The organism is Microbacterium sp. P5_E9 (genome assembly GCF_054049175.1).
In genome coordinates, this window is sequence record NZ_JBFUMV010000001.1 from 106,490 (window position 1) to 133,172 (window position 26,683).

Here is a 26,683-nt window from a genome sequence, read left to right on the forward strand (position 1 = left end):
CGGCATCCTCTTCTTTCATAGGAGCGCGTAGCTGGGGCGTCGATCTGGCGTCTTCGGCGCGACGAGAAACGGGAGACATCGTGTCTGTCAAGATCGGCATCAACGGCTTCGGCCGCATCGGACGCAACTACCTTCGCGCGGCACTCGCGCAGGGTGCGGACCTCGAGATCGTGGCGGTGAACGACCTCACCGACAACAAGACTCTCGCGCACCTGCTGAAGTACGACTCGGTCGGCGGCCCGCTCGCCGCGGACGTGTCCTACGACGAGAACTCGATCACCGTCAACGGCAAGTCCATCAAGGTCTTCGAAGAGCGCGACCCCGCGAACCTCCCCTGGGGCGACCTGGGCGTCGACATCGTCATCGAGTCGACCGGCCGGTTCACCAAGGCCGAGGACGCCAAGAAGCACATCGCGGGCGGCGCCAAGAAGGTGCTCATCTCCGCTCCCGCTTCGGGCAACGACGCGACCATCGTGATGGGCGTGAACGAGGGCGACTACAACCCCGAGACCGACGTCATCATCTCGAACGCGTCGTGCACGACCAACTGCCTGGCCCCGCTGGCGAAGGTGTTCAACGACGCGTTCGGCATCGAGCGCGGCTTCATGATGACCGCGCACGCCTACACGGCAGACCAGAACCTGCAGGACGGCCCGCACAGCGACCTTCGTCGTGCGCGCGCCGCCGCCGTCAACATCGTCCCCGCGTCGACCGGTGCGGCCAAGGCCATCGGCCTGGTCCTGCCGGAGCTGCAGGGCAAGCTGAGCGGCTCGTCCTACCGCGTTCCGATCCCCACCGGCTCGATCGTCGACCTCACGATCATCACCCCCACCGACGGTCTCACCGTCGAGGTGATCAACGCCGCGTACAAGAAGGCCGCGGCCGAGGGCAGCCTCGTCGGCTACCTGGAGTACACCGAGGACCCGATCGTGTCGAGCGACATCCAGCTCAACCCGCACTCCTCGATCTTCGACGCGGAGCTCACCAACGTCAGCGGAAACCTGGTCAAGGTCTCGGCCTGGTACGACAACGAGTGGGGCTACTCCAACCGCCTCGTCGACCTCACCGAGTACGTGGCCGAGCGCCTCTAGGCGTTCATCATGTCTCTGCGCACCCTCGCATCGCTGGGTCCGCTCGCAGGCAAGCGCGTCGTCGTCCGTTGTGACCTCAACGTCCCCCTCCGGGACGGGGTCATCACGGACGACGGCCGCGTGCGTGCGTCGCTGCCCACGCTCAACGCCCTGATCGATCAAGGCGCCCGGCTCGTGATCTGCTCGCACCTCGGGCGACCCGACGGCGCGCCCGACCCGAAGTACAGCCTCGAACCGGTCGCCCAGCGACTGTCTGAGCTGCTCGGAAAGCCGGTCGCGTTCGCCCGCGACACCGTGGGTGAGTCCGCCCAGGAGGCGGTCGCCGCCCTCGAGGACGGAGATGTCGCCGTCATCGAGAACCTGCGGTTCAACCCGGGTGAGACCGCGAAGGACGAGGGGGAGCGCAAGGCGTTCGCCGGCCAGCTCGCCGATCTCGCCGACGCGCTCGTGTCGGACGGCTTCGGTGTCGTGCACCGCAAGCAGGCGAGCGTCTACGAGCTCGCCGAGATCCTGCCGTCGGCCGCCGGCTACCTGATCGAGAAGGAGGTCGAGGTTCTCGACCGCCTCACCGAGACCCCTGAGCGCCCGTACGCGGTCGTCCTCGGCGGATCGAAGGTCAGTGACAAGCTCGGCGTCATCGAGCACCTGCTTCCGCGCGTCGACAAGCTCCTCGTCGGCGGGGGCATGATGTTCACCTTCCTCGCCGCTGCCGGCTACAAGGTCGGCGCGAGCCTGCTCGAGGCCGATCAGCTCGACACGGTCAAGCGCTACGTCGAGACGGCCAAAGAGCGCGGCGTCGAGCTGGTGCTCCCGGTCGATGCGGTCGTCGCGGAATCGTTCGCGGCGGATGCCGAGCACGTCGTCGCTCCCGCGTCGGCGCTCGAGGACACGGCGTTCGGAGCCTCCGGCCTCGGGCTGGACATCGGCCCTGAGACGGCGAAGCAGTTCGCCGAGGTCATCCGCAGCAGCAAGACGGTGTTCTGGAACGGCCCGATGGGCGTGTTCGAGATGCCGGCCTTCGCGGAGGGCACCAAGGTGGTCGCCGGTGCGCTCACCGATGTCGACGGGCTCAGCGTGGTCGGCGGCGGCGATTCGGCTGCGGCCGTCCGTCAGCTCGGCTTCGCCGATGACGAGTTCGGACACATCTCAACGGGCGGAGGCGCCAGCCTCGAGTTCCTCGAAGGCAAGAAGCTGCCCGGACTGGAGGTCCTCGGATGGTCGCTGTGACTCGTACCCCACTCATCGCAGGCAACTGGAAGATGAATCTCGACCACCTTCAGGCGGTCGCATTCGTCCAGAAGCTGCACTGGACGCTCAAGGATGCCGGTCACGAGACCGGCTCGGTCGAGGTGGCGGTCTTCCCGCCCTTCACCGACCTGCGCACCGTGCAGACGCTGCTGGACGCCGACAAGATCCCGTTCTCTTACGGAGCCCAGGACATCTCGTCCCACGACTCCGGCGCGTACACGGGCGAGATCTCCGGTGCCTTCCTGGCGAAGCTGAACGCCGGCTACGTCATCATCGGGCACTCCGAGCGTCGCCAGTACCACGCCGAAGGCGACGATGTCGTGGCGGCCAAGGTGCAGGCCGCGCTGCGTCACGGGATCGTTCCGGTGATCTGCGTCGGTGAGACCTCCGAAGACCTCGAGAAGTTCGGGGCCAGCGCGGTGCCGGTCGGGCAGCTCAAGGTCGCCCTCGGCGGCCTCGCGGCCGACGCGGACATCGTGGTGGCCTACGAGCCCGTCTGGGCGATCGGTTCGGGCCTGGCGGCCACGCCGGAGCAGGCGCAGGACGTGTGCGCCAAGCTCCGCGACGTGATCGCCGAGAGCCTGGGAGCGGATGCCGCGGCCCGCACGCGCGTGCTCTACGGCGGGTCGGTGAAGTCGTCCAACATCGCGAGCTACATGCGCGAGCCCGACGTCGATGGTGCGCTCGTGGGCGGTGCGAGTCTCGTTGCTGATGAGTTCGCGGCGATCATCCGCTACCAGAAGCACGTCGGCGTCTGATCCCGCTTATACTTTGAGATTGTGTGCCCGACCCGGGGCACGGTGAAAGGCGTTTGTCTGTGGACATCCTCGAGTTCGTCATGCAGGTGGTCCTCGGTATCACGAGCCTCCTGCTGACTCTGCTGATCCTGCTTCACAAGGGGCGTGGTGGCGGTCTGTCCGATATGTTCGGCGGCGGCATGACCTCTGCGCTCGGTTCGTCCGGCCTCGCCGAGCGCAACCTCAACCGATTCACCGTCGTCCTGGCGCTGACGTGGTTCGTCTCCATCGTCGCGCTCGGCCTCATCACGAAGTTCCAGGGGATCTGATGGCTACCGGAGGCAACGCAATCCGCGGCACGCGCGTCGGCGCAGGCCCCATGGGTGAGCAGGACCACGGCTTCCACGCCGATCGCGTCGCGATCTCGTACTGGGACGCGCTCGGCAACGAGACGGTCCGCTACTTCGCGGCCGGCATCCCCGAGGACGAGATCCCGGACACGATCGACTCGCCGCACTCCGGGCTTCCCGCCGGTCGCGACAAGGAGAACCCTCCCGCGCTGGCCAAGACCGAGCCCTACAAGACGCACCTCGCCTACGTGAAGGAGCGTCGCACCGAGGACGAGGCGGTCGCCCTGCTCGATGACGCGCTTCAGCAACTGAAGGAACGGCGCGGGGAAGTCTGACCCGCAACGTCAAAAGCGAAAGGCCGCGCGTTGCGCGGCCTTTCGCTTTTTCAATGTTCTGGATCTAGTAGTCGCCTTCGATGAGCTCAGGCGGCACCTGTGCCGCGGCCGCCTCATCGACGAAGAAGATGGTGCGCTTGCGCCCCTTTGCTCCTGCCGCCGGCACACTGTGATAGCTGGCGCCGGCGAGGGCGAGACCCAGTGCGGCGGCCTTGTCGGCGCCGGCGAGCACCATCCACACGCGCTCGGAGGAGTTGATCACCGGCCGGGTCATCGTGACCCGCTCCGGCGGCGGCTTGGGCGATTCCCGCACCGCGAGCACCGCGCGGTCGGTGACTCGGATCTCAGGCCGGTCGGGGAACAGCGACGCGATGTGCGCGTCCGGACCGACGCCGAGGAAGCAGATGTCGAACGAGGGCCACTCATCGGTGCCGTCGGCGGGGCGGAAACGCGCCAGCTCCGCCGCATAGGCGGCGGCCGCGGCATCCAGATCCACGCCATCGTCGCTCGCGGCGACGGCGTGGATGTTCTCCGCAGGGATCTCGAGGGAGTCGAGCAGCGCCTCGCGCGCCTGCCGGTCGTTGCGATCGGCGTGACCGAGCGGGACGAATCGCTCGTCGCTCCACCAGAAGTGCACGAGCGACCAGTCGATGCGCTCGTGCCGGGGATGACGCGCCGCCGCGGCGAGGACCGCCGCACCCATCGACCCGCCGGTGAGCGCGATGTGCGCGAGCTCTCCGTCTGCGGTCCGCTTGGCGACGCGGCTCAGGAAGCGGGCGGCGACCGACTCCGCGAGCGACGTAGGATCCGAACTGATCACCACGCGCTTCTCGGTCCAGAACTCAGCCATCCGACTCCTCAGAAGTGGGAGGACCCAGAAGCTTCCACCCCTCCGTGATGACTCGACCATACAGGACGTCCGGGTCGAGCCGTCGGAGCTCCTCCGCGAGGCACTCGCGCAGGCTGCGCCGCGGCAGCACGAGGTCGTGCTGCGGCTGATTGGGCTGGCTCAGGCACGCGATCGCAGGTGACGAGCGCTCCAGGAGGATGTCGCCGCTCGCCCGGGTGAGGCGGACCGACTTGATGCCGTCGGTCCACTCGTCCGCGGGCAGGTAGCGCCAGGTCACCGGCACGTCGAGCATGAGCCGGAGCCACGCGGCCAGCAGCGCCGTCGAGGGCGAACTGCTGGCGCCGGCCACGTCGACAGCGGTGACGACGTCGAAGGGCGGCTGGTCGAGGACCGCGGCGAGCTGCTCGCGCCAGTGGGTGAGTCGCGTCCAGGCCAGGTCGGTGTCGCCCGGGGCATGATTCTGGCCGAGCACGGCGAGCCGGTGCGGCTCGTACGGCCGGGTCGAAGCATCCGTGATCCGCCGCTGCGCGATCCGCCCGAGCGGCGACTTCGAGGGCACCGACGGGGGCGAGTCGGGCCACCAGGCGACGACGGGGGCGTCCGGGAGCAGCAGGCCGGTGACGAGGCTCTCGGTGTTGGATGCGGCCGCGCCGTGCGCGCGCACGACGATGACCTCGCTCGCACCGGCGTCGCCGCCCACGCGGATCTCCGCATCGAGGCGGGGCTCGGCGTCGCCGCCGTCGAGCATGAGGACGATGACGCGCATCGGGTGCTCACGGGATGCCGCGTTGGCCGCCTCGATCACCGTCTCCTCGGCGCCGTGCCGTGTCGCGATGATGAGGGTCAGCACCCGGCCGAGGGCGACAGCGCCGCCCTCTTCGCGCACGCTCACGAGTGCGCGCGAGATCTTGCTGACTGTCGTGTCGGGAAGTTCGAGGATCACGGGCGTCTCCACATCCGGCCGTCGCGGGCCAGCAGTTCATCGGCAGACGGGGGACCCCAGGAGCCGGGGGAGTACTGCTCGACCGGGCCTTCCTCGCTTGCCCAGTACTCCTCGATCGGGTCGAGGATCTTCCACGACAGCTCGACCTCTTCGTGTCGCGGGAACAGCGGCGGGTCGCCGAGCAGCACGTCGAGGATCAGGCGTTCATAGGCCTCGGGGCTCGCCTCGGTGAAAGCGTGGCCGTAGCCGAAGTCCATCGTGACGTCGCGCACCTGCGTGCCGGCGCCGGGAACTTTGGAGCCGAACCGGATCGTGACGCCCTCGTCGGGCTGCACGCGGATCACCAGGGCGTTCTGGCCGAGCTCGGAGGTCTGGCTGCGCGAGAACAGGTGCTGCGGCGCGCGCTTGAACACCACGGCGATCTCGGTCACCCTGCGGCCCAGTCGCTTGCCGGTGCGCAGGTAGAAGGGCACGCCCGCCCACCGTCGCGTGTTGATCTCCAGCTTCACGGCGGCGTACGTCTCGGTCGTCGAGTTCTCGGCCATGCCGTCCTCGTCGAGGAAGCCGCGCACCTGCTCGCCGCCCTGCCAGCCGCCCGCATACTGTCCGCGTGCTGCGGCGAGCGAAAGGTCTTCCGGAAGGGTGACCGCGGCGAGCACCTTCTCCTTCTCGGCGCGGAGATCCGCGGCGTTGAAGGTGATGGGCTCTTCCATCGCGGTCAGGGCCATGAGCTGCAGGAGGTGGTTCTGGATGACGTCGCGTGCGGCGCCGATGCCGTCGTAGTACCCGGCGCGGCCGCTCACGCCGATGTCCTCGGCCATCGTGATCTGCACGTGGTCGACGTAGTTGCGGTTCCAGAGCGGCTCGTACAGCTCGTTCGCGAAGCGCAGCGCCAGGATGTTCTGGACCGTCTCCTTGCCGAGGTAGTGGTCGATGCGGAAGATCGAGTCCGTCGGGAACGCCGTGCGCAGCGCGTCGTTCAGCTCGCGTGCCGAGGCGAGGTTGTGCCCGAACGGCTTCTCGATGACGACCCGACGCCAGCGCTCCGGCTGGTCGGCGGTGTCGTCCACGAGGCCGGACGCCTTCAGCTGCGCCGCGACGACGGAGAAGTCCTTCGGCGGGATCGACAGGTAGAACGCGTGGTTGCCCATCGTGCCGCGTTCGGTATCGAGCCGCTCGACGGTCTCGCGCAGGCTCCGGAATGACTCCGGGTTGTCGAACTCGCCCGAGACGAAGCGGATGCCCTGCAGCAGCTGGTTCCAGGTCTCTTCCCGGAACTCGGTGCGGGCGTGCTGCTTCACTGCGTCGTAGACGACCTTGGCGAAGTCCTCGTCCTCCCAGTCGCGACGGGCGAAGCCGACCAGCGCGAAGCCGGGAGGCAGGAGCCCCCGGTTGGCGAGGTCGTAGACCGCCGGCATCAGCTTCTTGCGGGACAGGTCACCGGTCACGCCGAAGATGACGAGGGCACTCGGGCCGGCGATGCGGCTGAGGCGGCGGTCATCGGCGTCGCGAAGCGGGTTGCGCTCGCGAGAGATCTCAGCGGTCATTGAGTGTGTCTGCTCCTACTGGGCCGCTTCGAAGAGCGCGAGCACCTCGAGCTGGGGGTCGGTGAGCGTCAGGGTGACGACGGGACGACCGTGGTCGGCGAGCACACTCGCGTCTCCGGCTGCCTGCGCCTCGATGAGCTGTCCGAAGGTGAACGGGAGTCCAGGGATCTCGAGATCGACATCCGTGCGCTCCAGGATCTGCAGGAACACCCCGTTGGCGGGGCCCCCCTTGTGATACTGACCCGTCGAGTGCAGGAAGCGCGGTCCCCAGCCGAAGGTGGTGGGGCGCCCCGAGTCGGCGGCGACCAGCTCGCGCAGCCCTGCGAGCTGCGGCAGCTGGAGGCGGTCGACGTACGCCTGGATCGAGACGTAGCCGTCCTCGGGCAGGCGCGCCCAGAGCGCGTCGAGCACGCCGGCGACCGTACCAGAGGCGGCGAGCTCGGGATCGGACACCCGCACCTCTACGCCCTCGAGGATGAACGCCGGTGCCGACCGGTCGGGGCGTGCGTCCAGCAGACCGCGCGCGGCGATCTTGGCGGACTCGACGTCCGGCTGGTCGAACGGGTTGATCCCGAGCATCCGGCCCGCGATGGCGGTGGCGTACTCCCACACGACGAGCTGCGCGCCGAGCGAGCCGCTCACGAGGATCTCGCCCTCGTGGTGCTCGAACAGGTGGAAGCGGGCGGCCTCGTCGACGAGCCGGACGATCTGCAGATCCGCCGGTGCCGCATCGATCTCCGGCGAGACCGGGAGCAGGACGACGGGGAGGATGCCGAGGCCGTCCTTGCCGGTGGACTCCGCGACGAGCTGCTCGATCCAGTCGGGCAGGCCCACGATGTGCGTGCCGTCGGTGACCAGCCCGAGCTTGTCGCGCCGCGGCGCACCGCCGGCGATCGCCGCGGCCAGGACGAGCGACGGATTGTCCGGGCTGTCGATCGAGAGCTCGAGGAGGCTGGCCTCCGCCTCGTCGAGGAGCTCGGAGATGTCCGCGCCGGCGAGCCCGGTGGGCACCAGGCCGAAGGCAGTGAGCGCCGAGTAGCGCCCGCCGACGGTCGGGTCGGCGTTGAAGACGCGGTACCCGGCGGCGCGAGCCGAGGCATCCAGCGGCGAACCGGGATCGGTCACGACGACGATCCGCTCGGCCGGGTCGATGCCGAGGTCCCGCCAGGCGGCCTCGAAGGCCCGCTTGGCGGAGTCGGTCTCGACGGTCGAGCCGGACTTCGAGGACACCACGAGGACGGTCTGCGCGAGGCCGCCGGCCTCGGCGTCGCCGTCGATCGCGGCGAGCACCTGGCCGGGCGCGGTCGAGTCGAGGATGACCAGTGGAACACCCGCGGTCTGGGCGATCACCTCGGGCGCGAGCGAGGATCCGCCCATACCCGCGAGAACCACGCGCGTGACGCCCTTCGCCCAGAGCTCGTCGCGCAAGGCGACGATCTCCGGCACGAGCGGCCGTGAGACGCTGACGGCCTCCACCCAGCCGAGCCGGCGGGATGCCTCGTCCTCGGCGGCCGGACCCCACAGCGATGAGTCGCCTGCTGTGACACCCGACGCCACCAGATCGGCCACCAGGCCGGGGAGCGTTGCTTCCACCACCGACTTGACGTGGCCGCTCAGGTGGATGGCGAAGGTCATCCGGCGACCTTGGTCGACGCGGCCAGCGCGTTCGCCACGGTGTCCTTGAGCTCGTGCCAGGAGACGATGAACTTCGACACGCCCTCGTCTTCGAGCACCTGGGTGACATCGGCGAAGTCGACGCCGACGGCGGCGAGCTGGTCGAACACCCCGTGCGCGTCGGCGTAGTTCGTCGTGACGGTGTCACCGGCGACCTGGCCGTGGTCGAACGTGGCCTCGAGGGTCTTCTCCGGCATGGTGTTGACGGTGCCGGGGGCGACGAGCTCCGTGACGTAGAGCGTGTCGGGCAGCGCCGGGTCCTTGACGCCGGTCGACGCCCAGAGCGGACGCTGCACGTTGGCTCCGGCATCCGTCAGCGCCTTCGCGCGGTCGGTGGCGAACTCCTGCTCGAACAGCTCGTAGGCGAGGCGCGCGTTCGCGACGCCGGCCTTGGACTTGAGCGCCTCGGCCTCGGGGGTGCCGATCGCGGTGAGCCGCTTGTCGACCTCGGTGTCGACGCGCGACACGAAGAACGATGCGACCGAGTGGATCGCCGAGATGTCGTGCCCGTTCGCCTTGGCCTGCTCGATGCCGGAGAGGTATGCGTCGATGACGGCGGCGTAGCGCTCCAGGCTGAAGATCAGGGTGACGTTGACCGAGATGCCCTCGGCCAGCACGGCGGTGATCGCGGGGAGGCCGGCCTTGGTCGCGGGGATCTTGATGTGCACGTTCGGCCGGTCGACCGTCGCCCACAGCTCCTTCGCCTGCGCGATCGTCGCGGCGGTGTCGTGCGCGAGATCGGGGGAGACCTCGATGGACACGCGACCGTCGACGCCGTTGCTGGCGTCGAACACCGGGCGGAAGACGTCGGCGGCGTCGCGGACGTCGTCGGTGGTGATCCGGAAGATCGCGTCGTCGGTCGACGCGCCGGCCGCCTCGAGCTCGGCGACCTGCGCCTCGTAGGAGTGCCCGTTCGACAGTGCGCCGGCGAAGATCGTCGGGTTCGTGGTGACACCGGTGACGTTGCGGGTGGCGATCAGCTCGGCGAGGTTGCCGGAGGTGATCCGCGAACGCGACAGGTCGTCGAGCCAGATGCTGACGCCCTCGGCGGTCAGCTGCTCAGTGGGGGTGCTCATGCGTTCTCCTTGATGCTGATGGCCGCTTCCACGGCCGCGATGGTCTCGCGTGCCGCCTGGATGACGGCGTCGGCAGTGATGCCGAACTTCTGGAACAGGGTCTTGTAGTCGGCGGAGGCGCCGAAGTGCTCGATCGAGACCGAGCGGCCGTTGTCGCCGACGATGCCGCGCCAGGTGAGGCTGATGCCGGCTTCGACGGAGACGCGGGCGGTGACGGCGGCGGGGAGCACCGACTCGCGGTACGCCTCGTCCTGCTCGGCGAACCACTCGAGCGAGGGCGCCGACACGACGCGGGCGTTGATGCCCTCGGCGGCGAGCGTCTCCCGGGCGGCCACGGCGAGCTGCACCTCGGAGCCGGTGCCGATGAGGATCACATCGGGGGTTCCATCGGGCGCCTCGGCCAGCACGTAGGCGCCCTTGGTGGCGTTGGCCGCCGATGCGAAGACATCACCGGATGCCGCACCCTCGCCACGGGGGAACACCGGGATGTTCTGCCTGGTGAGTGCGAGGCCGGCCGGTCCGCCGGTGCGGCGGAGCAGCTCGAGCCAGACGACCGACGTCTCGTTCGCGTCCGCCGGGCGCACGACCGTGAAGTTCGGGATCGCGCGGAGCGTCGCGAGCTGCTCGATCGGCTGGTGGGTGGGCCCGTCCTCGCCGAGGGCGACGGAGTCGTGGGTCCAGACGTAGATCGACGGGATGTTCATGAGGGCGGCCAGCCGCACCGCGGGGCGCATATAGTCGCTGAAGATCAGGAACGTGCCGCCGAACGCGCGGGTCGGGCCGTGCAGGATGATGCCGTTGACGATGGCGCCCATCGCGTGCTCGCGGATGCCGAAGTGCAGCACGCGGCCGTACGGGTCGCCGGACCACTCGTGCGTCGACCACTCGGCCGGGATGAAGGACTTCGCGTCCTTGATCGTGGTGAGGTTCGACTCCGCGAGGTCGGCCGATCCGCCCCACAGCTCGGGGAGCTCCGCGGCGAGGGCGTTGATGACGACGCCGGAAGCGGCCCGGGTCGATACCTCCTTGCCGGATTCGAAGACCGGCAGCGCGTCGGCGATGCCCTGGGGCAGCTCCTTCGCAGCGAGCCGGTCGAACAGCGCCTTGCGCTCGGGGTTCGCGGCCGCCCACTCGTCGAAGCTCGTCTGCCATTCCGCGTGCGCTGCAGCGCCGCGCTCGCCCAGCTGACGGGTGTGCGCGATCACGTCGTCCGCGACGGCGAAGTTCTCAGCGGGATCGAAGCCGAGCACCTTCTTGGTCGCGGCGAGCTCGTCGCCACCGAGGGCGGAGCCGTGGATCTTGCCGGTGTTCTGCTTGCCGGGGGACGGCCAGCCGATGATCGTCTTCAGGATGATGATCGACGGCTTGCTCGTCTCGCCCTTCGCGGCCTCGAGCGCTTCGTGCAGCGCCGGGACGTCCTCGACGTACTCGCCGGTCTGCTTCCAGTCCACCGTCTGCACGTGCCAGCCGTAGGACTCGTAGCGCCCCGCGACGTCCTCGGTGAACGCGACATTGGTGTCGTCCTCGATCGAGATCTGGTTGGAGTCGTAGATCGCGATCAGGTTGCCGAGGGCCTGGTGGCCGGCGAGGGAGGATGCCTCGGAGGTGATGCCCTCCTGCAGGTCGCCGTCGCCCGCGATGACGTAGATGAAGTGATCGAACGGCGACGCGCCGGCGGCGGCGTCCGGATCGAACAGACCGCGCTCGTAGCGCGCCGCGTAGGCGAAGCCCACGGCCGAAGACAGACCCTGGCCGAGCGGGCCGGTGGTGATCTCGACACCCTTGGTGTGGCCGAACTCGGGGTGGCCCGGGGTGAGCGAGCCCCAGGTGCGCAGCGACTTCAGGTCATCGAGCTCGAGTCCGAATCCACCGAGATACAGCTGCACGTACTGCGTCAGCGACGAGTGGCCCGCCGACAGGATGAACCGATCACGTCCGGCCCAGTGCGTGTCCACCGGGTCGTGGCGCAGCACGTGCTGGTAGAGGAGGTACGCGGCCGGCGCGAGGCTCATCGCCGTCCCGGGGTGTCCGTTGCCCACCTTCTCCACGGCATCCGCCGCAAGCACGCGCGCGGTGTCCACCGCGCGCCGATCGATTTCATCCCAACGCAGTTCCGACACTCGGTCGCCTTTCTCACGGTGCGCGCCCAACTGCCCGTCCGCATCCTCAACCGTCATTGGGGGAGGGGGATCGGCGCGGGGCGCGCGTCTTCTTTCAGCATACCGAAGGGGCATTCCCAGGTGGTCATGCGTGGCGCTGGATGACGCGAGTGTGACACGGGGACCGCTCAAGGGAGTGTCGAAGGCGTGTCCGGTTCGTATCCGCGACCGCACGAGCGCACCGCGGCGATTGTGAGGGTGCTGCGGCAGGGCGATGTGACGCCGTGTCATACACTTGTGAGGTCATCGCGGCGGCTTCGGAGGGGGCGATCCACATCACCACGACGTCGCATAAGACGGCCACGGTCACCCGCAGGCCGATCGGCCGAACGATCCGCGCCTACATCGCGCTGACCAAGCCGCGTGTGCTCGAGCTTCTGCTCGTCACGACCGTGCCGGTCATGATCCTCGCCGAGGGTGGACTGCCGAGCCTCTGGCTCGTCGTCGCCACGGTGATCGGCGGCTCGATGAGCGCCGGCTCCGCCGCCGCCTTCAACATGTACCTCGACCGCGACATCGACGCGCACATGCAGCGCACGGTGAACCGTCCGCTCGTGACCGGCGAAGTCTCGCCGCGCGGAGCGCTCATCTTCGCCTGGACCCTGGCCGTCGTCTCGACGGTGTGGCTCTGGGTGACGACCAACTGGCTGGCGGCGACGCTGTCGGCGGTCGCGATCTTCTTCTATGTCGTCATCTACACGATGATCCTCAAGCGCCGCACCGAGCAGAACATCGTGTGGGGCGGGATCGCGGGATGCTTCCCCGTGCTGATCGGCTGGACCGCGGTGACGGGGTCCCTCGCATGGCCGCCGGTCATCCTGTTCGCACTCGTGTTCCTCTGGACGCCGCCGCACTACTGGCCGCTGTCCATGAAATACAAGGAGCAGTACGACGAGGTCGACGTCCCGATGCTCGGGTCCACGCGCACCGGGTCGCAGGTCGGGCTCCAGGTCATCCTCTACGCCTGGGCGGCCGTGGCCTGTTCGCTGCTGCTGATCCCGGTCGCCGGCATGGGCCTGGTCTACACCGTGTCCGCGCTGGTGTTCGGCGGCTGGTTCATCTATGAATCGCACCGCCTGTACGGCCGCGCCGTGCGTGGCACCGAGCCGCGTCCGATGCGCGTGTTCCACGCGTCGATCACCTACCTGACGCTGCTGTTCGTGGCGATCGCGATCGACCCGCTCCTGCCCTTCTGATCTGCGTACGACGAAAGAGACCCGCACTTCCGAAGAAGTGCGGGTCTCTTTTCGTTCAGCGGCGGGTCAGCGCGCGAGGACGGCCTCTTCAGCCTCGACGGCCGCAACGGGCTCGTCGAGGTCGAGGTCGGACGGCTCCTCGGCGGTCCAGTCGATCGGGCCGACGATCTCGACGGGCGCGACCGGGCGGAGGCCCGCGGCGGTGGCGACCACGAGGGCGAGCAGGATGCCGATGACGCCGGCACCGAGCAGGATGGCGCCGAGGACGGCGATGGACTGGCCGACGTAGACGTCGACGCCGGTGGCGCTGCCGTCAGTGAGCGTCGTGGTCATCGAGCCGAGCTTGTCGACGAGGAGCAGGGCTCCGGCGACGGCCGTCGCGATCGACACGAGGACAAGACCCCAGAACGGGATGCTGCGGACGAGACGGGGACGGGTGGGCATGAGTGGTGACTCCTCTGGACTCCGGGCACGGGGTTGCCGCGGCATCCGCAAGTGTGCGGTGCGCGACCGTGCCGATGATATGCGGACTCTATGTATTCCCTGTCAACGACCGGCTGCCGCGGGGGCCGGCACCGCGGCCGCGACGGCCGACTCGACGGGCGTCTTCAGGTGCATCACCACCGCGGTCATCGCGGCGACGAGGCCCACCGCGAGGGTCAGGTGGATGTTGACGAGGAGGATCGGCAATCCCGTGCGCGCCTGCCACAGACCCACCGCGGTCTGGAGCAGCTCCACACCGAGCAGCAGGCCGACCCACAGTCGCTGGCGCAGCGCGGGCGGAGTACGCCACGACCCGACGAACAGCACCAGCGTGGCGCCCAGCAGCGCGTAGGCGGGCCACGAATGCACGTGCTGCATGAACTCTGGGTTCAGCCCGTTGCGCGCGGCGCCGCCGTCGCCGGCGTGCGGCCCCGAGCCGGTGACCAGGATGCCGACGACCACCGTGACCAGCACCAGCGCGCTCGTGATGTGCGCCATCACGGCGTACCAGCGTGCGACGGCCCGAACGCGCGGGCCGGGGGTGGCGTAGACCCGCGCCACGAAGACGGCGGAGAGCGCGACCAGCACGGCGGACGCGAAGAAGTGCAGGCCCACGACGTACGGGTTCAGGTTCGTCAGCACCGTGATGCCGCCGATGATCGCCTGCAGCGGCACATACAGGCCGATCCCGACCGCCAGAGCGAACAGGTCCCGGCGCTCGCGACGGAGGCGCACGACGAAGAGGAAGGTGATCACCGCGACGATCACCAGGACGAACGTCAGCATCCGGTTGCCGAATTCGATGACACCGTGGATGCCCATCTCGGGCGTCGCCACGAGCGAGCCGTCGGTGCAGCGCGGCCAGGTCGGGCAGCCGAGCCCCGATCCGGTCAGCCGCACGAGGCCACCGGTGGCGACGATGCCGATCTGCACCGCGAGCGTCGCCCACGCCGCGGCGACCACGCGACGGTCCACCCGGTCGGGCAGCCATCCCCAGAATCGGCCGAGCGGGCCGGGGCGGGTCTGGACGGGGGATTGCGCGGACATCGGGTGTCGCCTCCTGGGAACCGTGGGCGTGCGGCGGTCGCCGCGCCGCGGACGGCGTCGAACCTGTAGAATCGAGGGGTTGGATACCGGCGCCGACGGCGCCTGGGATCACTGACAGTTTAGGCGCGAGGACCAGCGCCAATTGAGAGGGCCCATCAGCGGCATCCCCCTTCCCGAACTCCCACGGAAGATCCGGGATGCCGGAGCGGATGACACCGCCGGGGCCCAGAGGAGAGTGTGACGATGTCGGATGTGCTGATCGACCGCCCAGAGCTCGCGAGCCTCGGACAATACGAGTTCGGTTGGCACGATGGCGATGCGGCCGGCGCCAGCGCCCGCCGAGGCCTGAGCGAGAAGGTCGTCCGCGACATCTCCGCGCTCAAGGACGAACCGGAGTGGATGCTCAAGAACCGGCTCAAGGGTCTGCAGCTGTTCGGCCGCAAGCCGATGCCGACCTGGGGTGCCGACCTCAGTGAGATCGACTTCGACAACATCAAGTACTTCGTGCGCTCGACCGAGAAGCAGGCGCAGTCGTGGGAAGACCTCCCCGAGGAGATCCGCAACACGTACGAGCGGCTGGGCATCCCCGAGGCTGAGCGTCAGCGCCTCGTCGCCGGTGTCGCCGCGCAGTACGAGTCCGAGGTCGTCTACCACCAGATCCGCGAGGACCTCGAGGCCCAGGGCGTCATCTTCAAGGACACCGACACCGCGCTGCGCGACCACCCCGAGTTCTTCGACGAGTACTTCGGCACCGTGATCCCGGCCGGCGACAACAAGTTCGCCGCGCTGAACACGGCAGTCTGGTCGGGCGGCTCGTTCGTGTACGTGCCGCCGGGCGTCCACGTCGAGATCCCGCTGCAGGCCTACTTCCGCATCAACACGGAGAACATGGGCCAGTTCGAGCGGACTCTCATCATCGCCGACGAAGGCTCCTACATCCACTACATCGAGGGCTGCACCGCCCCGATCTACAAGAGCGACTCGCTGCACTCCGCGGTCGTCGAGATCATCGTCAAGAAGAACGCCCGCGTGCGCTACACGACGATTCAGAACTGGTCGAACAACGTCTACAACCTCGTCACCAAGCGCGCGATCGCGCACGAGGGCGCGACGATGGAGTGGATCGACGGCAACATCGGCTCCAAGGTCACGATGAAGTACCCGTCGATCTATCTGGTCGGCGAGCACGCGAAGGGCGAGACCCTCTCGGTCGCCTTCGCCGGTCCCGGTCAGCACCAGGACGCCGGCGCGAAGATGATCCACATGGCGCCCTACACGCAGTCCTCGATCGTCTCGAAGTCGATCGCGCGCGGCGGCGGACGGGCCGGCTACCGCGGAGAGGTCCGGGTCGACGCGAACGCGCACCACTCGGCCAACACCGTGCGCTGCGACGCCCTTCTCATCGACACGATCTCGCGATCGGACACGTATCCCGCGATCGACATCCGCGTCGACGACGTGCAGCTCGGCCACGAGGCGACCGTCTCGAAGGTCAGCGCCGAGCAGCTGTTCTACCTGCAGTCCCGCGGCATGCCCGAGGACGAGGCGATGGCGATGATCGTCCGCGGCTTCATCGAGCCCATCGCACGCGAACTGCCCATGGAGTACGCCCTGGAGCTGAACAAGCTCATCGAAATGGGCATGGAAGGATCGGTCGGCTAGATGACGACCACGACACAGGCACCCGTCACGGTGCCGGGTTCCACAGCGCACACCGACGGGGCTTGGGCCGTTCATCCGGTTCAGACCCGCTCCGAGCGGCCGTGGTCCTACGACCCCGCCGGCTTCGGCGTTCCGGCGGGCTTCGAGGTCAACTGGAAGCACACCCCGATCGACCGGATCCGGCCGCTGTTCGCCGATGAGGCGGGCGATGCGGATGCCGTCACCGTCACGGTGACCGCTCCCGACGGGGTCGTCCAGGGAGCGCTGGCCATCGGCGAGGCGCCGCGCGGCGACGTCTTCCAGCCCGAGGATCTCACCGCTGCGCTCGCATGGAAGCACAGCGCGGAAGCGCTCCACCTGAAGATTCCGGCTGGAGCCGAACTGGCCGAGCCGATCGTCGTCGACGTCCACGGGAACGGCGGCCTCACCCGAGGGCACCTCGTGATCGAGGCCGCCGCGAATGCGCACGGCACGGTCCTGCTTCGGCACACCGGCGACGCGCACTACGCGCAGAACGTCGAGATCCTCGTCCGCGACGGCGCCACGCTCGAAGTCGTCACCGTGCAGCGCTGGTCGGACACGGCCGTGCACGCGGCATCCCACCAGGCTCGCGTTGATCGCGACGCCACCCTCCGCCACATCGTCGTCAGCTTCGGCGGCTCCCTCGCACGCGTCAACCCGAGCGTCGAGCTCGCCGGCACCGGATCGCATGCGGAGCTCTTCGGGCTCAGCTACTCCGACGCGGGCCAGCACCTGGAGAGCCAGGTCTACCTGCACCACAAGGGTGCCGATACGAAGGGCGACGTCCTCTACAAGGGCGCACTGCAGGGCGCGGGCGCGCGGAGCGTCTGGATCGGCGATGTCCTCATCGGACCGGATGCCGTCGGCACCGACTCGTACGAGGCGAACCGCAACCTCGTGCTGACCGACGGCGCGCGCGCGGAGTCGATCCCGAACCTCGAGATCGAGACCGGCGACATCCGCGGTGCCGGTCACGCCAGCGCCACGGGCCGCTTCGACGACGAGCAGCTGTTCTACCTGCAGGCCCGAGGGATCGCCGAGAAGGAAGCCCGTCGCCTCGTCGTGATCGGGTTCCTCAGCGAGATCGTCCAGAAGATCGGCATCCCCTCGCTCGAGGCGGAACTGGCCGAAGCCATCGAGAACGAGCTGTCCGAGGAGGCCGCCGAATGACCGCGACCCGCGTCTGCGCACTCAGCGACCTGGAACAGGATGCCGCCGTGCGCTTCGAGGTGGACGGCGTGCCGATGGCCGTCGTCCTCGACTCGAACGGCGAAGTCCACGCCATCGGCGACACCTGCACGCACGGCGACATCTCGCTCGCCGAAGGCTTCGTCGACGGCGACGCGCTGGAGTGCTGGGCCCACGGCTCGGCCTTCTCGCTCGTCACCGGCAAGCCGCTGAACCTCCCCGCGTATGAGCCCGTCCCGGTCTACGTCGTCCAGATCGACGGCGACGACGTGCTTATCGACCCCGCACTGAAGAAGGAAGTCTGAATGCCTGTCCTCGAGATCCGCGACCTCCACGTCACCGTCGAGACCGATGAGGGCACGACCCCCATCCTCAACGGCGTGACGCTGACGGTCAGCACCGGCCAGACGCACGCGATCATGGGGCCGAACGGCTCCGGCAAGTCCACGCTGGCGTACACGATCGCCGGGCACCCCAAGTACACCGTCACGAGCGGATCGATCACGCTGGACGGCGAAGACGTCCTGGCGATGACCGTCGACGAGCGCGCGCGGGCCGGTCTGTTCCTCGCGATGCAGTACCCCGTGGAGATCCCGGGCGTCACCGTCACGAACTTCCTCCGCACGGCCAAGACCGCCGTCGACGGCGAGGCTCCCGCGCTCCGCACGTGGACGAAGGAGGTCAAGGAGGCCATGAAGCACCTCCGGATGGACCCCAAGTTCGCGCAGCGCAACGTCAATGAGGGCTTCTCCGGCGGCGAGAAGAAGCGCCACGAGATCCTGCAGCTCGAACTGCTCAAGCCGAAGATCGCCGTGCTCGACGAGACCGACTCCGGCCTCGACGTCGACGCGCTCAAGATCGTTTCGGAGGGCGTGAACCGGGCCAAGGGCGAGACGAACCTCGGCGTGCTGCTCATCACCCACTACACCCGCATCCTGCGCTACATCCACCCCGACTTCGTCCACGTGATGGTTGCAGGGCGGATCGCCGAGGAAGGTGGGCCGGAGCTCGCCGAGCGTCTCGAGAACGAGGGCTACGACCGCTATCTCGAGCCCGTTCTCGAGGGCGCCGGAGAGGCCGCTTCCGAAGCCGCCGCCCCGACCGAGGCGTAGGATCGGCACCATGACCGCGACGCTCACACCCGAGAAGTTCGACGAGGTCACCGAGGCGCTCAAGGACGTCATGGACCCCGAACTGGGGATCAATGTCGTCGACCTCGGCCTGATCTACGACCTCGCCTGGGATGACGAGAACGACGCGCTGGTGATCCACATGACCCTCACATCGGCGGGGTGCCCCCTCACCGACGTGCTCGAGGAGCAGACGGCACAGGCGCTCGACGAGGTCGTGGAGCGGTTCCGCATCAACTGGGTGTGGATGCCGCCGTGGGGTCCGGAGCGGATCACCGACGACGGGCGCGACATGATGCGCGCGCTCGGCTTCGCCATCTGATCCGTCTTACCTCGCTGTCGCAGCAGGCGACGTCACAGGACGACACCCGGCGGCATCGCGGAACGGGGGGCGTCGGTAGGCTCGAAGGGTGAGCGTCACCCCCCTCGAAGCAATCCCTCTCGACCAGCTGCGTCTGCGTTCCAGCACGAAGTGGCGCAAGTACCCGGCGGATGTCATCCCGATGTTCGTCGCCGAGACGGACTTCCCGCTCGCGCCCGCCATCGGCCGCACGCTCACCCGCGCGGTCGAACTCGGCGACACCGGCTACACGCCGCCCGACCCGGGCGTCGCGCACGCCTATGTCGACTTCGCCCAGCGGCGCTTCGGCTGGACAGTCGACCCTGCGCGCATCCGCACCACGTGCGACGTCATGATGGGCGTCGTGGAGATCCTCCGCCACGTCACGAAGCCCGGCGACCGCGTCGTGATCACCACGCCGGTGTACCCGCCGTTCTTCACGTGCGTCGAGGAGGCCGGCGCGATCGTCGAAGACGTTCCGCTCGTCGACACCGGCGCAGGGTGGGAACTCGACCTCCCCGGCATCGAGGCGGCGCTGGCCGGCGGCGCACGGGCCGTACTGCTGTGCAACCCGCACAACCCCACCGGCACCGTGCACAGCCGCGAGACCCTCGCCGCACTCGCCGACCTCGCGGCCGGCTTCGACGCTGCGGTGATCAGCGACGAGATCCACGCACCGCTCGCCCACACCGGCGTCGTGTTCACTCCGTTCCTGGATGCCTCGCCCGTTGCTGCGCAGGTGGGCTACGCCATCGCCAGTGCGAGCAAAGCATTCAACCTCGCGGGCCTCAAATGCGCACTCATGATCACGGCGGCCGAGGAGACGGCGCAGATCGTCCGATCGATGCCGGACGAGGTGGAGTGGCGCACCAGCCTGTTCGGCGCGATGGCCGCGGTCGCGGCATTCTCGCCGGAGAGCGACGCGTGGCTCGACAGCCTGCTCGTGACCCTCGACGGCAACCGACGCCTGCTCGCCGACCTGCTCGCCGAGCACGTGCCGGGCGCGCTGTACCGGATTCCGGATGCCGGATTCCTGGCGTGGGTCGACCTCACCGCACTGGACTGGGGTCAGAACCCCGCACTGAAGGTGCTGCGCGACGCACGGGTGGCACTGCACCTCGGCCCGCTCTTCGGGCCCCAGGGCAAAGGCCACGTCCGGATCAACTTCGGCTGCTCGCCCGAGCTGCTGCGCGAGGCCGTGGAACGCATCGGCGCGCTCGTCGCGCCATGACCGGCACTGCCGAACGCGCTCCGAGCGTCTGGCGTGCCCCGTTCGTCTGGGTCACGGTCGGCGCGGTCGCGATCATCTTCCTCGCCGGGATGCAGTCCCTCGCGGTGACGACGGTGATGCCGATCGTCAGCGCGGATCTGGACGGCGCTGCGCTGTACGCTGTCGCGTTCGCCGGGCCGCTCGCGACGAGCGTCATCGGCATGGTGGCGGTGGGGGCGTGGAGCGATCGCTCCGGACCGCTGCTGCCGCTCACCGCCGCCGTCGCGCTGTTCGTGGCCGGACTCGTGCTCGCCGGCGCCGCCTCGAGCATGGAGGTGCTCGTCGTCGGGCGGCTCGTGCAGGGCCTCGGCACCGGCGGCCAGACGGTCGCCCTCTACGTCGTGGTGGCCCGGGTCTACCCGCCCGCGCTGCACGGACGTGTGTTCGCCGCGTTCTCCGCGGCGTGGGTCGTGCCATCGCTGATCGGTCCCTTCCTTGCCGGGGTCGTCACGGAGTACCTGCACTGGCGCTGGGTGTTCTTCGGCATCGCCGCGCTCACGACCGTCGCGTACGCGGTGGTCGCGCTCCGACTCCGCGGGACGCCCATGCACACCGGCACGCCGTCCACCGCCCGGATCGGTCCACGCCTGGCCTGCGCGGTCGCCGTCGCCGCCGGAGCGCTCGCCCTCAGCCTGGCCGGCGCGCTCGGCGCGTGGGCATGGCTCGTGGTCGCGGCATCCGCTCTCGTCATCGGCGTGGCATCCCGCCCGCTGCTGCCGCGCGGCACTCTGCGCGCCGTCCGGGGCCTCCCCAGCGTGATCCTGATGCGCGGGCTGATCGCCGGTGCCCTTTTCGGCGCCGAGATCTACGTGCCATACCTGCTGATCGACGACTACGGCTTCTCGCCGACGTGGGCGGGCCTCGGGCTGACCGCGGCCGCGCTCGCGTGGGCGGCGGCGGCGGACGTCCAGGGCCGTTTCGGCGACCGCCTCGGCAACACCCGGATCACGCTCATCGGCACGGGACTTCTGACCGCCGCCATGGTCATTGCCGCGGCCACGGCCGCATTGCACCTCCCGGCAGCGGTGGTGATCTCGGGGTGGGCGCTCGCCGGCGGCGGTATGGGCCTCATGTACCCGCGCCTGACGGTGCTCACTCTCGCCTACTCGACACCGCAGGACCAGGGCTTCAACTCGTCGGCGCTGTCGATCGCGGATTCGATCGGCGCCGCGACGTCGATCGCGGTGATGGGACTCGTGTTCACCGCGCTGGTCGGGACGGATGCCGGGTTCCCGGCCGTGTTCCTCATCGCCACCGTGCTGGCGCTCGTCGCCCTGGTGCCCGGGCTGCGGCTCGGTCATGCGCACGAGAGTCGCGCGCACGAGGCGGCGCGACCGCAGGCGTGACCGCGCCCGGTCAGTTCTCCGCTCGGCCGAGCCGCCAGTAGCCCATGAACGCGATCGCCCGTCGGTCGACTCCCCGTTCGGCGACGAGGTGCCGGCGCAGCGACGTGATCGCGCCGGCCTCGCCGGCCAGCCACGAGTAGACCGGGGCGCTCTTCAGTGCGGCGCCGCCCTTCGCGGTGCGCGGCACCTCCCACAGGATGTCGGTGTCGATGTCGATTTCGGTGACTTCCGAGCCTCGCCCGGCCGGCGCCAGCCGTGCGGCGGCCTCCGTGACGTGCGCCACGAGGTGGCGGTGGCGCGGGCCGTCGCCCCGAGCGTTGACGCGGTACTCGAACCCGGGGTGCCGTGGAAGGTACGAGGTGTCGTCCTCGTGCGGAACCTCGAGGACGACCGTGCCGCGCGCTTCGGCGGGGAGCTGCTCGAGGATGACCGCGATGGCGGGCGCGGCGGTCTCATCCCCGGCGAGGAGGAGCGCATCGGTCTGGGCGGGCGGCACGAAGTCGATGCCGTAGCTGACCCCCTCATGCGCAGTGGTGGGGGCGAGGAGCAGGACCTCATCGCCGACCGCGGCGCCGGCGATCCAGGCTGAGGCCGGTCCCTGGACGTCGTGCGCCACCATGTCGACGTCGACCTCGCAGGCGTGGTTGCGGACGCGCCGGGTCGTATAGGTGCGGAACGGGGGTCGGGCGCTCTCGTCGAGCTCCCGCCATTTGGTGTACCAGTCGTCTCCGCCGGGCATGGCGTCCAGACCGATCGACGGGGTGGGGAAGACGATCTTGATGCGCTGATCGAAGCCCGGGTCGCCGTACTCGGCGAGCTCGTCACCGCCGAAGGTGAAACGGCGGAAGCTGGGCGTGAGCTCGGTGATCGCGGTCACACGCGCGTGGAAGAAGCGGGTGCTAGCGGGTGCGGGCATCGTCGGATCCTGTCAGGGTGAGTTCGGGGGAGCGGGCCGGGTCCGGTGCTCTGTGGTGCCGGCCGCGGGGGAGGACGATGGGGGAGCCGGAGACCGGGTCGGTGACCACGAGCGCGTCGAGGTCGAAGACGTCGCGGATGAGCGCGCTGGTCATGACCTCGTGCGGCGGCCCATCGGCCACGAGCCGCCCGTCTCGCAGCGCGAACACATGGTCGGCGTAGCGCGCCGCGAGGTTCATGTCGTGCAGCACCATCACGATCGTGGTGCCGCGGTCGCGGTTGAGGTCGGTGAGCAGGTCGAGCACCTCGACCTGATGGGCGACGTCGAGGAATGTCGTCGGCTCGTCCAGGAGCAGGATGTCGGTCTCCTGCGCGAGCGCCATCGCGATCCACACGCGCTGGCGCTGGCCGCCGGACAGTTCGTCGACGCAGCGCTCGGCGAGGTCGCTCGTCCCGGTCGCCGCGAGCGACTGCGCGACGACCTCGTAGTCGCGCGCACTCCAGCGGGCCAGGAGCTTCTGGTGCGGATGCCGACCCCGTCCGACCAGATCGGCGACCGTGATGCCCTCCGGCGCGACGGGACTCTGCGGCAGCAGTCCGAGCGCGCGGGCGATCTCCTTCGCGGGACGGCGGTGCAGCGCGGTGCCGTCGAGCACCACCTGACCCGCGCGCGGCGCGATCAGACGGGCGAGCGCGCGCAGCAGCGTCGACTTGCCGCATCCGTTCGCTCCGATGATCGCGGTGATGCGCCCGGCGGGGATCTCCAGCTGCATCCCCTCGACGATCGTGCGATCGCCGTACGCGAGCGTCAGCGCATCTGCGGACAGGGTGTGCGGTGCGGTCACAGCGAGCCTCCGGAGCGGTTGGTCCTGATGAGGAGATAGATGAGGAAGGGCGCGCCGAGCACTCCGGTGATGACGCCGACGGGGTACCGGTGGTCGAAGGCGAACTGCCCGACGAGGTCTGCGGCGAGGACGAGCACCGCGCCGATCAGGCCCGCCGGCAGCAGCATCGAGCCGCCGGGGCCGATCACGCGGGCGGCGATCGGCCCGGCCATGAACGCGACGAAGGCGATCGGACCGGTCGCCGCCGTGGCGAACGCGAGCAGGGCGACCGCCGCGATGACGAGCAGCAGGCGAGTGCGTCCGAGGCGTACGCCGAGGGCCGCGGCCGAATCGTCGCCGAGCCGCAGCATGTCGAGCGCTCGCCCCCGCGAGAGCAGCAGCGGCACGAACACGGCGCACGCGGCCGCGAGCGGAAGCACGACCTCCCACGTGGCCCCGTTGAGGCTGCCGGCGAGCCACTGCATCGCGCTCTGCAGATCCCACGCCGCGGCCTTGGAGAGCACATATGTCACGACGCTGTCGAGCATCGCCGCGACACCGATGCCGATCAGGATCAGCCGGGCGCCGACGAAGCCGCCGCGGTGCGAGAGCAGGGCGATCGCCGCGGTGGTCACGAGCGCGCCGGCGAGGGCGAGGACCGAGACGGATGCCGCATCCAGCGAGAGCACGACGATGCCGAAGACCGCCGCGGCGCTGGCGCCCGAGCTGATCCCGATGATGTCGGGAGAGGCGAGCGGGTTGCGCAGCATGGTCTGGAAGGTGACGCCGGCGATGCCGAAGGCGAAGCCGGCGCACAGCCCGAGCATCGCGCGGGGGAGCCGCAGCTCGCCTACCGTGAAGGATGCGCCCGGAACCTGCTGGCCGAGGATCACCTGGAGCACCTCGACGGGGCCGTAGAACGTTTTGCCGACCATGAGCGTCACCGCGACGAGGACCGCGATCACTGCGGTGAGGACCCACAGGGTGCGCGCGCGGCGCCGCAGCCGGCGGCGACGGCCGGTCATGATCGCCGTGGCGTCCAGGATGGCGGTCACAGCTCGCGCACCTTCTGACGGCGGACGATCCAGATGAAGAAGGGTGCGCCGATCAGAGCGGTGATGATGCCCACCTCGATCTCCTCTGGGCGAGCCACGACGCGGCCCACGACGTCGGATGCGACCACCAGCGCCGCGCCGGTCACGGCCGCGAACGGGATCAGCCAGCGGTGGTCGGTGCCGACCAGGAGCCGGCACAGGTGCGGGATCACGAGTCCGACGAACGCGATCGGGCCGGCGACCGCCGTCGCCGCGCCGCAGAGGATGACCGCTCCTGCGGAGGCGATCAGCCGGGTGCGGGCAACGTGCTCGCCGAGGCCTGCGGCGAGATCGTCGCCGAGGGCGAGGGAGTTCATGCCGCGCGCCGTGACCACGGAGGCGAGCGCGCCGACAGCGAGGACCGGCAGCACAGTGCCGATGCGATCCCAGGTCGCGCCACCGACTCCGCCGATCTGCCAGAACCGGAACGTCTCCATGACGTCGACGCGGGGGAGCAGGATCGCGCTCACCAGCGACGTGAACGCCGCCGTGGTCGCCGCCCCCGCGAGGGCGAGTTTCAGGGGGGTGGCACCGCCACGGCCGAGGGAGCCGACGATGTAGACGAAGACCGCTGCGACTGCTGCGCCCCCGATGGCCAGAGCCATGATCGCGTAAGGGTCAGCGAGCGCGAAGAACGCGATGCCGATCACGACCGCCAGCGCCGCGCCGCCGGAGACACCGAGGATCCCGGGGTCGGCGAGCGGGTTGCGGGTGACCGCCTGCATCGAGGTGCCGGCGATGGCCAGCGCGGCTCCGACGAGGACAGCCAGGACCGTGCGCGGAATCCGGGCGACGACGGCCGCCTGGGCGATCCCGCTCATGTCGCCGCTGAGTGCGGAGACGACCTCGTCAAGGCTGACGACCCGCACGCCGAGGGCGACCGAGGCGCCGCACAGGAGGAGCAGCACGAGCAGGGCGCCGGCCAGCCAGGCCAGCCGCACCACCGCCGAGCGCCGCATGGCGGCGGCGCTCGGCGACGACGAACTGGCCGGTGGGCTGGCCGTCGTGCGGGTCAGGGTGAGAGTCAATCCTGCTCGCCGAGGGCGCCGGCGAGCAGTGCGAAGTACTCGTCGATGCCCCATCCGATCGAGAGGGGCGACGGGTTCGCGGAGGCCGCGAGCGGGGTGCCGTTCTCGAGGATCGCCACGTGTCCCTGGGCGATCGCCGGGATCTTCGAGAGCAGGGGGTCGGCCTGCAGCTGGTCGATGATCGCTCCATCGGCATCGCCGTAGGTGACGAACACATCGACGTCGTCGAAGCGGTCGGCCTCTTCGGCGCTGATCGCGAGGTAGAAGGCCTCGGTTCCGGCTGACTCCTCCTCGACCACGGCCGGCATCGGCAGCCCGAGGCTCGTGAGGAATCCGGGACGCGTGTCGTGGCTCGTGTAGAAGCCCACCTCGCTGAAGTCGGCCGGGTCGAGGAAGGAGAACAGCACGTGCGACGCGGTGAGGTCGGGGTGGGCGGCCAGCGCCGTCTCGACCTCGCCGTGCAGGTCCTCGATGAGCTGGTCTCCCTCTGCGGCGAGCCCGATCGCGGCCGAGTCCAGGCGGATCATGTCCTCGTACGAGGTGCCCCACGCCACCTCGGGGTACGCGACGACCGGCGCGATCTTGGAGAGGGTGTCGTAGTCCTCCTGCGTGAGTCCGGAATAGGCGGCCAGGATGACGTCGGGGTCGGTGTCGGCGACCGCTTCGAAGTCGATGCCGTCGGTCTCGTCGAAGAGCACCGGGGTGTCCGCGCCGAGTTCGTTCAGGGCGTCCTCGACCCAGGGGAGCACCCCGTCGCCGTCGTCGTCGCCCCAGGTGGCCTTGCTCATGCCGACTGGGACGACGCCCAGGGCCAGCGGGACCTCGTGGTTCGCCCAGGCCACCGTCGCGATGCGCTCGGGCTTCGCGCTGATCGTCGTCTCGCCATACGCGTGCTCGATCGTGACCGGGAATCCATCGGCAGCGGCTGCGGAGTCGCCCGCAGGAGCGGTGGCGCCGGTAGCGCAGCCGGCGAGCAGGAGTGCGGCCGCGGTGATTCCAGCGGTGGTGGCAGTGAGAGTGAGGGCGGTGCGGGTGCGGGGCACGAGAGTTTCTCCTGGTGGTTAGGTAAGGTTTACCTTAGTGACCAGGTCGGCGCGAGGGGAAATCGGCTGAATCAAAGAACTCGGCC

Annotated in this window: 26 protein-coding genes; 13 read left to right on the top strand and 13 right to left on the bottom strand. The window is 69.4% G+C overall.

The features are described 5' to 3' along the window. Positions 1-80 precede the first annotated feature (80 nt). From gap to ACXJ3V_RS00535, 5 genes are read left to right on the top strand one after another with little or no spacing between them, the layout of a single operon-like run. Positions 81-1,091: a type I glyceraldehyde-3-phosphate dehydrogenase gene (gap, locus tag ACXJ3V_RS00515; RefSeq protein WP_457098304.1), complete on the top strand. Its 1,011-nt coding sequence runs from the start codon at positions 81-83 to the stop codon at positions 1,089-1,091. Between the two features lie 9 nt (positions 1,092-1,100). Further along, complete coding sequence (locus ACXJ3V_RS00520) at positions 1,101-2,318, top strand: phosphoglycerate kinase (protein WP_457098305.1); 1,218 nt, start codon at positions 1,101-1,103, stop codon at positions 2,316-2,318. After that, a complete protein-coding gene (tpiA, locus tag ACXJ3V_RS00525; RefSeq protein WP_457098306.1) occupies positions 2,306-3,097 on the top strand; it encodes a triose-phosphate isomerase in 792 nt (263 codons plus the stop codon). Before ACXJ3V_RS00520 ends, tpiA begins: the two co-directional genes overlap by 13 nt. Positions 3,098-3,156: 59 nt before the next feature. Then, positions 3,157-3,405: a preprotein translocase subunit SecG gene (secG, locus tag ACXJ3V_RS00530; RefSeq protein WP_457098307.1), complete on the top strand. Its 249-nt coding sequence runs from the start codon at positions 3,157-3,159 to the stop codon at positions 3,403-3,405. After that, positions 3,405-3,761 (top strand): RNA polymerase-binding protein RbpA, encoded by a 357-nt coding sequence (locus ACXJ3V_RS00535; protein WP_457098308.1) that lies wholly within the window; start codon positions 3,405-3,407, stop codon positions 3,759-3,761. Before secG ends, ACXJ3V_RS00535 begins: the two co-directional genes overlap by 1 nt. 64 nt (positions 3,762-3,825) lie before the next feature. Here ACXJ3V_RS00535 and pgl read toward each other — a convergent pair whose 3' ends face one another. From pgl to tkt, 6 genes are read right to left on the bottom strand one after another with little or no spacing between them, the layout of a single operon-like run. Continuing rightward, positions 3,826-4,611: a 6-phosphogluconolactonase gene (gene pgl / locus ACXJ3V_RS00540; protein WP_457098309.1), complete on the bottom strand. Its 786-nt coding sequence runs from the start codon at positions 4,609-4,611 to the stop codon at positions 3,826-3,828. Further along, positions 4,604-5,554: a glucose-6-phosphate dehydrogenase assembly protein OpcA gene (locus ACXJ3V_RS00545; protein WP_457098310.1), complete on the bottom strand. Its 951-nt coding sequence runs from the start codon at positions 5,552-5,554 to the stop codon at positions 4,604-4,606. The genes pgl and ACXJ3V_RS00545 overlap by 8 nt, the downstream gene beginning before the upstream one ends. Beyond that, positions 5,551-7,101, bottom strand: a complete 1,551-nt coding sequence (gene zwf / locus ACXJ3V_RS00550) for a glucose-6-phosphate dehydrogenase (RefSeq protein ID WP_457098311.1) — start codon at positions 7,099-7,101, stop codon at positions 5,551-5,553. The genes ACXJ3V_RS00545 and zwf overlap by 4 nt, the downstream gene beginning before the upstream one ends. 15 nt (positions 7,102-7,116) lie before the next feature. After that, positions 7,117-8,736, bottom strand: coding sequence for a glucose-6-phosphate isomerase (locus tag ACXJ3V_RS00555; protein ID WP_457098312.1), 1,620 nt, complete (start codon positions 8,734-8,736; stop codon positions 7,117-7,119). Continuing rightward, positions 8,733-9,851 (bottom strand): transaldolase, encoded by a 1,119-nt coding sequence (gene tal / locus ACXJ3V_RS00560; RefSeq protein WP_457098313.1) that lies wholly within the window; start codon positions 9,849-9,851, stop codon positions 8,733-8,735. Before tal ends, ACXJ3V_RS00555 begins: the two co-directional genes overlap by 4 nt. Then, positions 9,848-11,971, bottom strand: a complete 2,124-nt coding sequence (tkt, locus tag ACXJ3V_RS00565) for a transketolase (protein ID WP_457098314.1) — start codon at positions 11,969-11,971, stop codon at positions 9,848-9,850. The genes tal and tkt overlap by 4 nt, the downstream gene beginning before the upstream one ends. Before the next feature lie 314 nt (positions 11,972-12,285). Between tkt and ACXJ3V_RS00570 the strand changes: the two genes are divergently transcribed. After that, positions 12,286-13,206: a heme o synthase gene (locus ACXJ3V_RS00570; protein WP_457098843.1), complete on the top strand. Its 921-nt coding sequence runs from the start codon at positions 12,286-12,288 to the stop codon at positions 13,204-13,206. A gap of 66 nt (positions 13,207-13,272) precedes the next feature. Here ACXJ3V_RS00570 and ACXJ3V_RS00575 read toward each other — a convergent pair whose 3' ends face one another. After that, positions 13,273-13,650, bottom strand: coding sequence for a dinucleotide-utilizing enzyme (locus ACXJ3V_RS00575; RefSeq protein WP_457098315.1), 378 nt, complete (start codon positions 13,648-13,650; stop codon positions 13,273-13,275). Between the two features lie 102 nt (positions 13,651-13,752). After that, on the bottom strand, positions 13,753-14,736 hold the full coding sequence (locus ACXJ3V_RS00580; RefSeq protein ID WP_457098316.1) for a COX15/CtaA family protein: 984 nt from the start codon (positions 14,734-14,736) through the stop codon (positions 13,753-13,755). 243 nt (positions 14,737-14,979) lie between these two features. Here ACXJ3V_RS00580 and sufB point away from each other — a divergent pair, with 243 nt between their 5' ends. The 7 genes from sufB (at position 14,980) to ACXJ3V_RS00615 (ending at position 21,693) form a co-directional block, all read left to right on the top strand. Continuing rightward, positions 14,980-16,398: a Fe-S cluster assembly protein SufB gene (gene sufB, locus ACXJ3V_RS00585; protein ID WP_457098317.1), complete on the top strand. Its 1,419-nt coding sequence runs from the start codon at positions 14,980-14,982 to the stop codon at positions 16,396-16,398. After that, positions 16,399-17,589 carry a Fe-S cluster assembly protein SufD gene (sufD, locus tag ACXJ3V_RS00590; protein ID WP_457098318.1) on the top strand — a complete coding sequence of 397 codons (1,191 nt, stop codon included), beginning with the start codon at positions 16,399-16,401 and terminating at the stop codon, positions 17,587-17,589. After that, complete coding sequence (locus tag ACXJ3V_RS00595) at positions 17,586-17,912, top strand: non-heme iron oxygenase ferredoxin subunit (protein ID WP_457098319.1); 327 nt, start codon at positions 17,586-17,588, stop codon at positions 17,910-17,912. Before sufD ends, ACXJ3V_RS00595 begins: the two co-directional genes overlap by 4 nt. Further along, positions 17,913-18,719 (top strand): Fe-S cluster assembly ATPase SufC, encoded by an 807-nt coding sequence (gene sufC / locus ACXJ3V_RS00600; protein ID WP_457098320.1) that lies wholly within the window; start codon positions 17,913-17,915, stop codon positions 18,717-18,719. A gap of 10 nt (positions 18,720-18,729) precedes the next feature. Continuing rightward, the gene (locus ACXJ3V_RS00605) at positions 18,730-19,059 is read left to right on the top strand and encodes a metal-sulfur cluster assembly factor (protein WP_141882678.1); all 330 of its coding nucleotides are present in this window, start codon (positions 18,730-18,732) and stop codon (positions 19,057-19,059) included. 88 nt (positions 19,060-19,147) lie between these two features. Next, positions 19,148-20,308, top strand: a complete 1,161-nt coding sequence (locus ACXJ3V_RS00610) for a MalY/PatB family protein (protein ID WP_457098321.1) — start codon at positions 19,148-19,150, stop codon at positions 20,306-20,308. After that, positions 20,305-21,693, top strand: coding sequence for an MFS transporter (locus ACXJ3V_RS00615; protein ID WP_457098322.1), 1,389 nt, complete (start codon positions 20,305-20,307; stop codon positions 21,691-21,693). Before ACXJ3V_RS00610 ends, ACXJ3V_RS00615 begins: the two co-directional genes overlap by 4 nt. Before the next feature lie 10 nt (positions 21,694-21,703). Here ACXJ3V_RS00615 and ACXJ3V_RS00620 read toward each other — a convergent pair whose 3' ends face one another. Genes ACXJ3V_RS00620 through ACXJ3V_RS00640 form a run of 5 tightly spaced genes read right to left on the bottom strand, consistent with a single transcriptional unit; the run spans position 21,704 to position 26,597 of the window. After that, positions 21,704-22,609 (bottom strand): siderophore-interacting protein, encoded by a 906-nt coding sequence (locus ACXJ3V_RS00620; protein ID WP_457098323.1) that lies wholly within the window; start codon positions 22,607-22,609, stop codon positions 21,704-21,706. Beyond that, the gene (locus ACXJ3V_RS00625; protein ID WP_457098324.1) at positions 22,593-23,453 is read right to left on the bottom strand and encodes an ABC transporter ATP-binding protein; all 861 of its coding nucleotides are present in this window, start codon (positions 23,451-23,453) and stop codon (positions 22,593-22,595) included. The genes ACXJ3V_RS00620 and ACXJ3V_RS00625 overlap by 17 nt, the downstream gene beginning before the upstream one ends. Then, on the bottom strand, positions 23,450-24,457 hold the full coding sequence (locus ACXJ3V_RS00630; protein WP_457098844.1) for a FecCD family ABC transporter permease: 1,008 nt from the start codon (positions 24,455-24,457) through the stop codon (positions 23,450-23,452). The genes ACXJ3V_RS00625 and ACXJ3V_RS00630 overlap by 4 nt, the downstream gene beginning before the upstream one ends. Positions 24,458-24,483: 26 nt before the next feature. Beyond that, complete coding sequence (locus tag ACXJ3V_RS00635; protein ID WP_457098325.1) at positions 24,484-25,554, bottom strand: FecCD family ABC transporter permease; 1,071 nt, start codon at positions 25,552-25,554, stop codon at positions 24,484-24,486. Further along, positions 25,551-26,597 carry an iron-siderophore ABC transporter substrate-binding protein gene (locus tag ACXJ3V_RS00640; RefSeq protein WP_457098326.1) on the bottom strand — a complete coding sequence of 349 codons (1,047 nt, stop codon included), beginning with the start codon at positions 26,595-26,597 and terminating at the stop codon, positions 25,551-25,553. Before ACXJ3V_RS00640 ends, ACXJ3V_RS00635 begins: the two co-directional genes overlap by 4 nt. Positions 26,598-26,683: the final 86 nt, after the last annotated feature.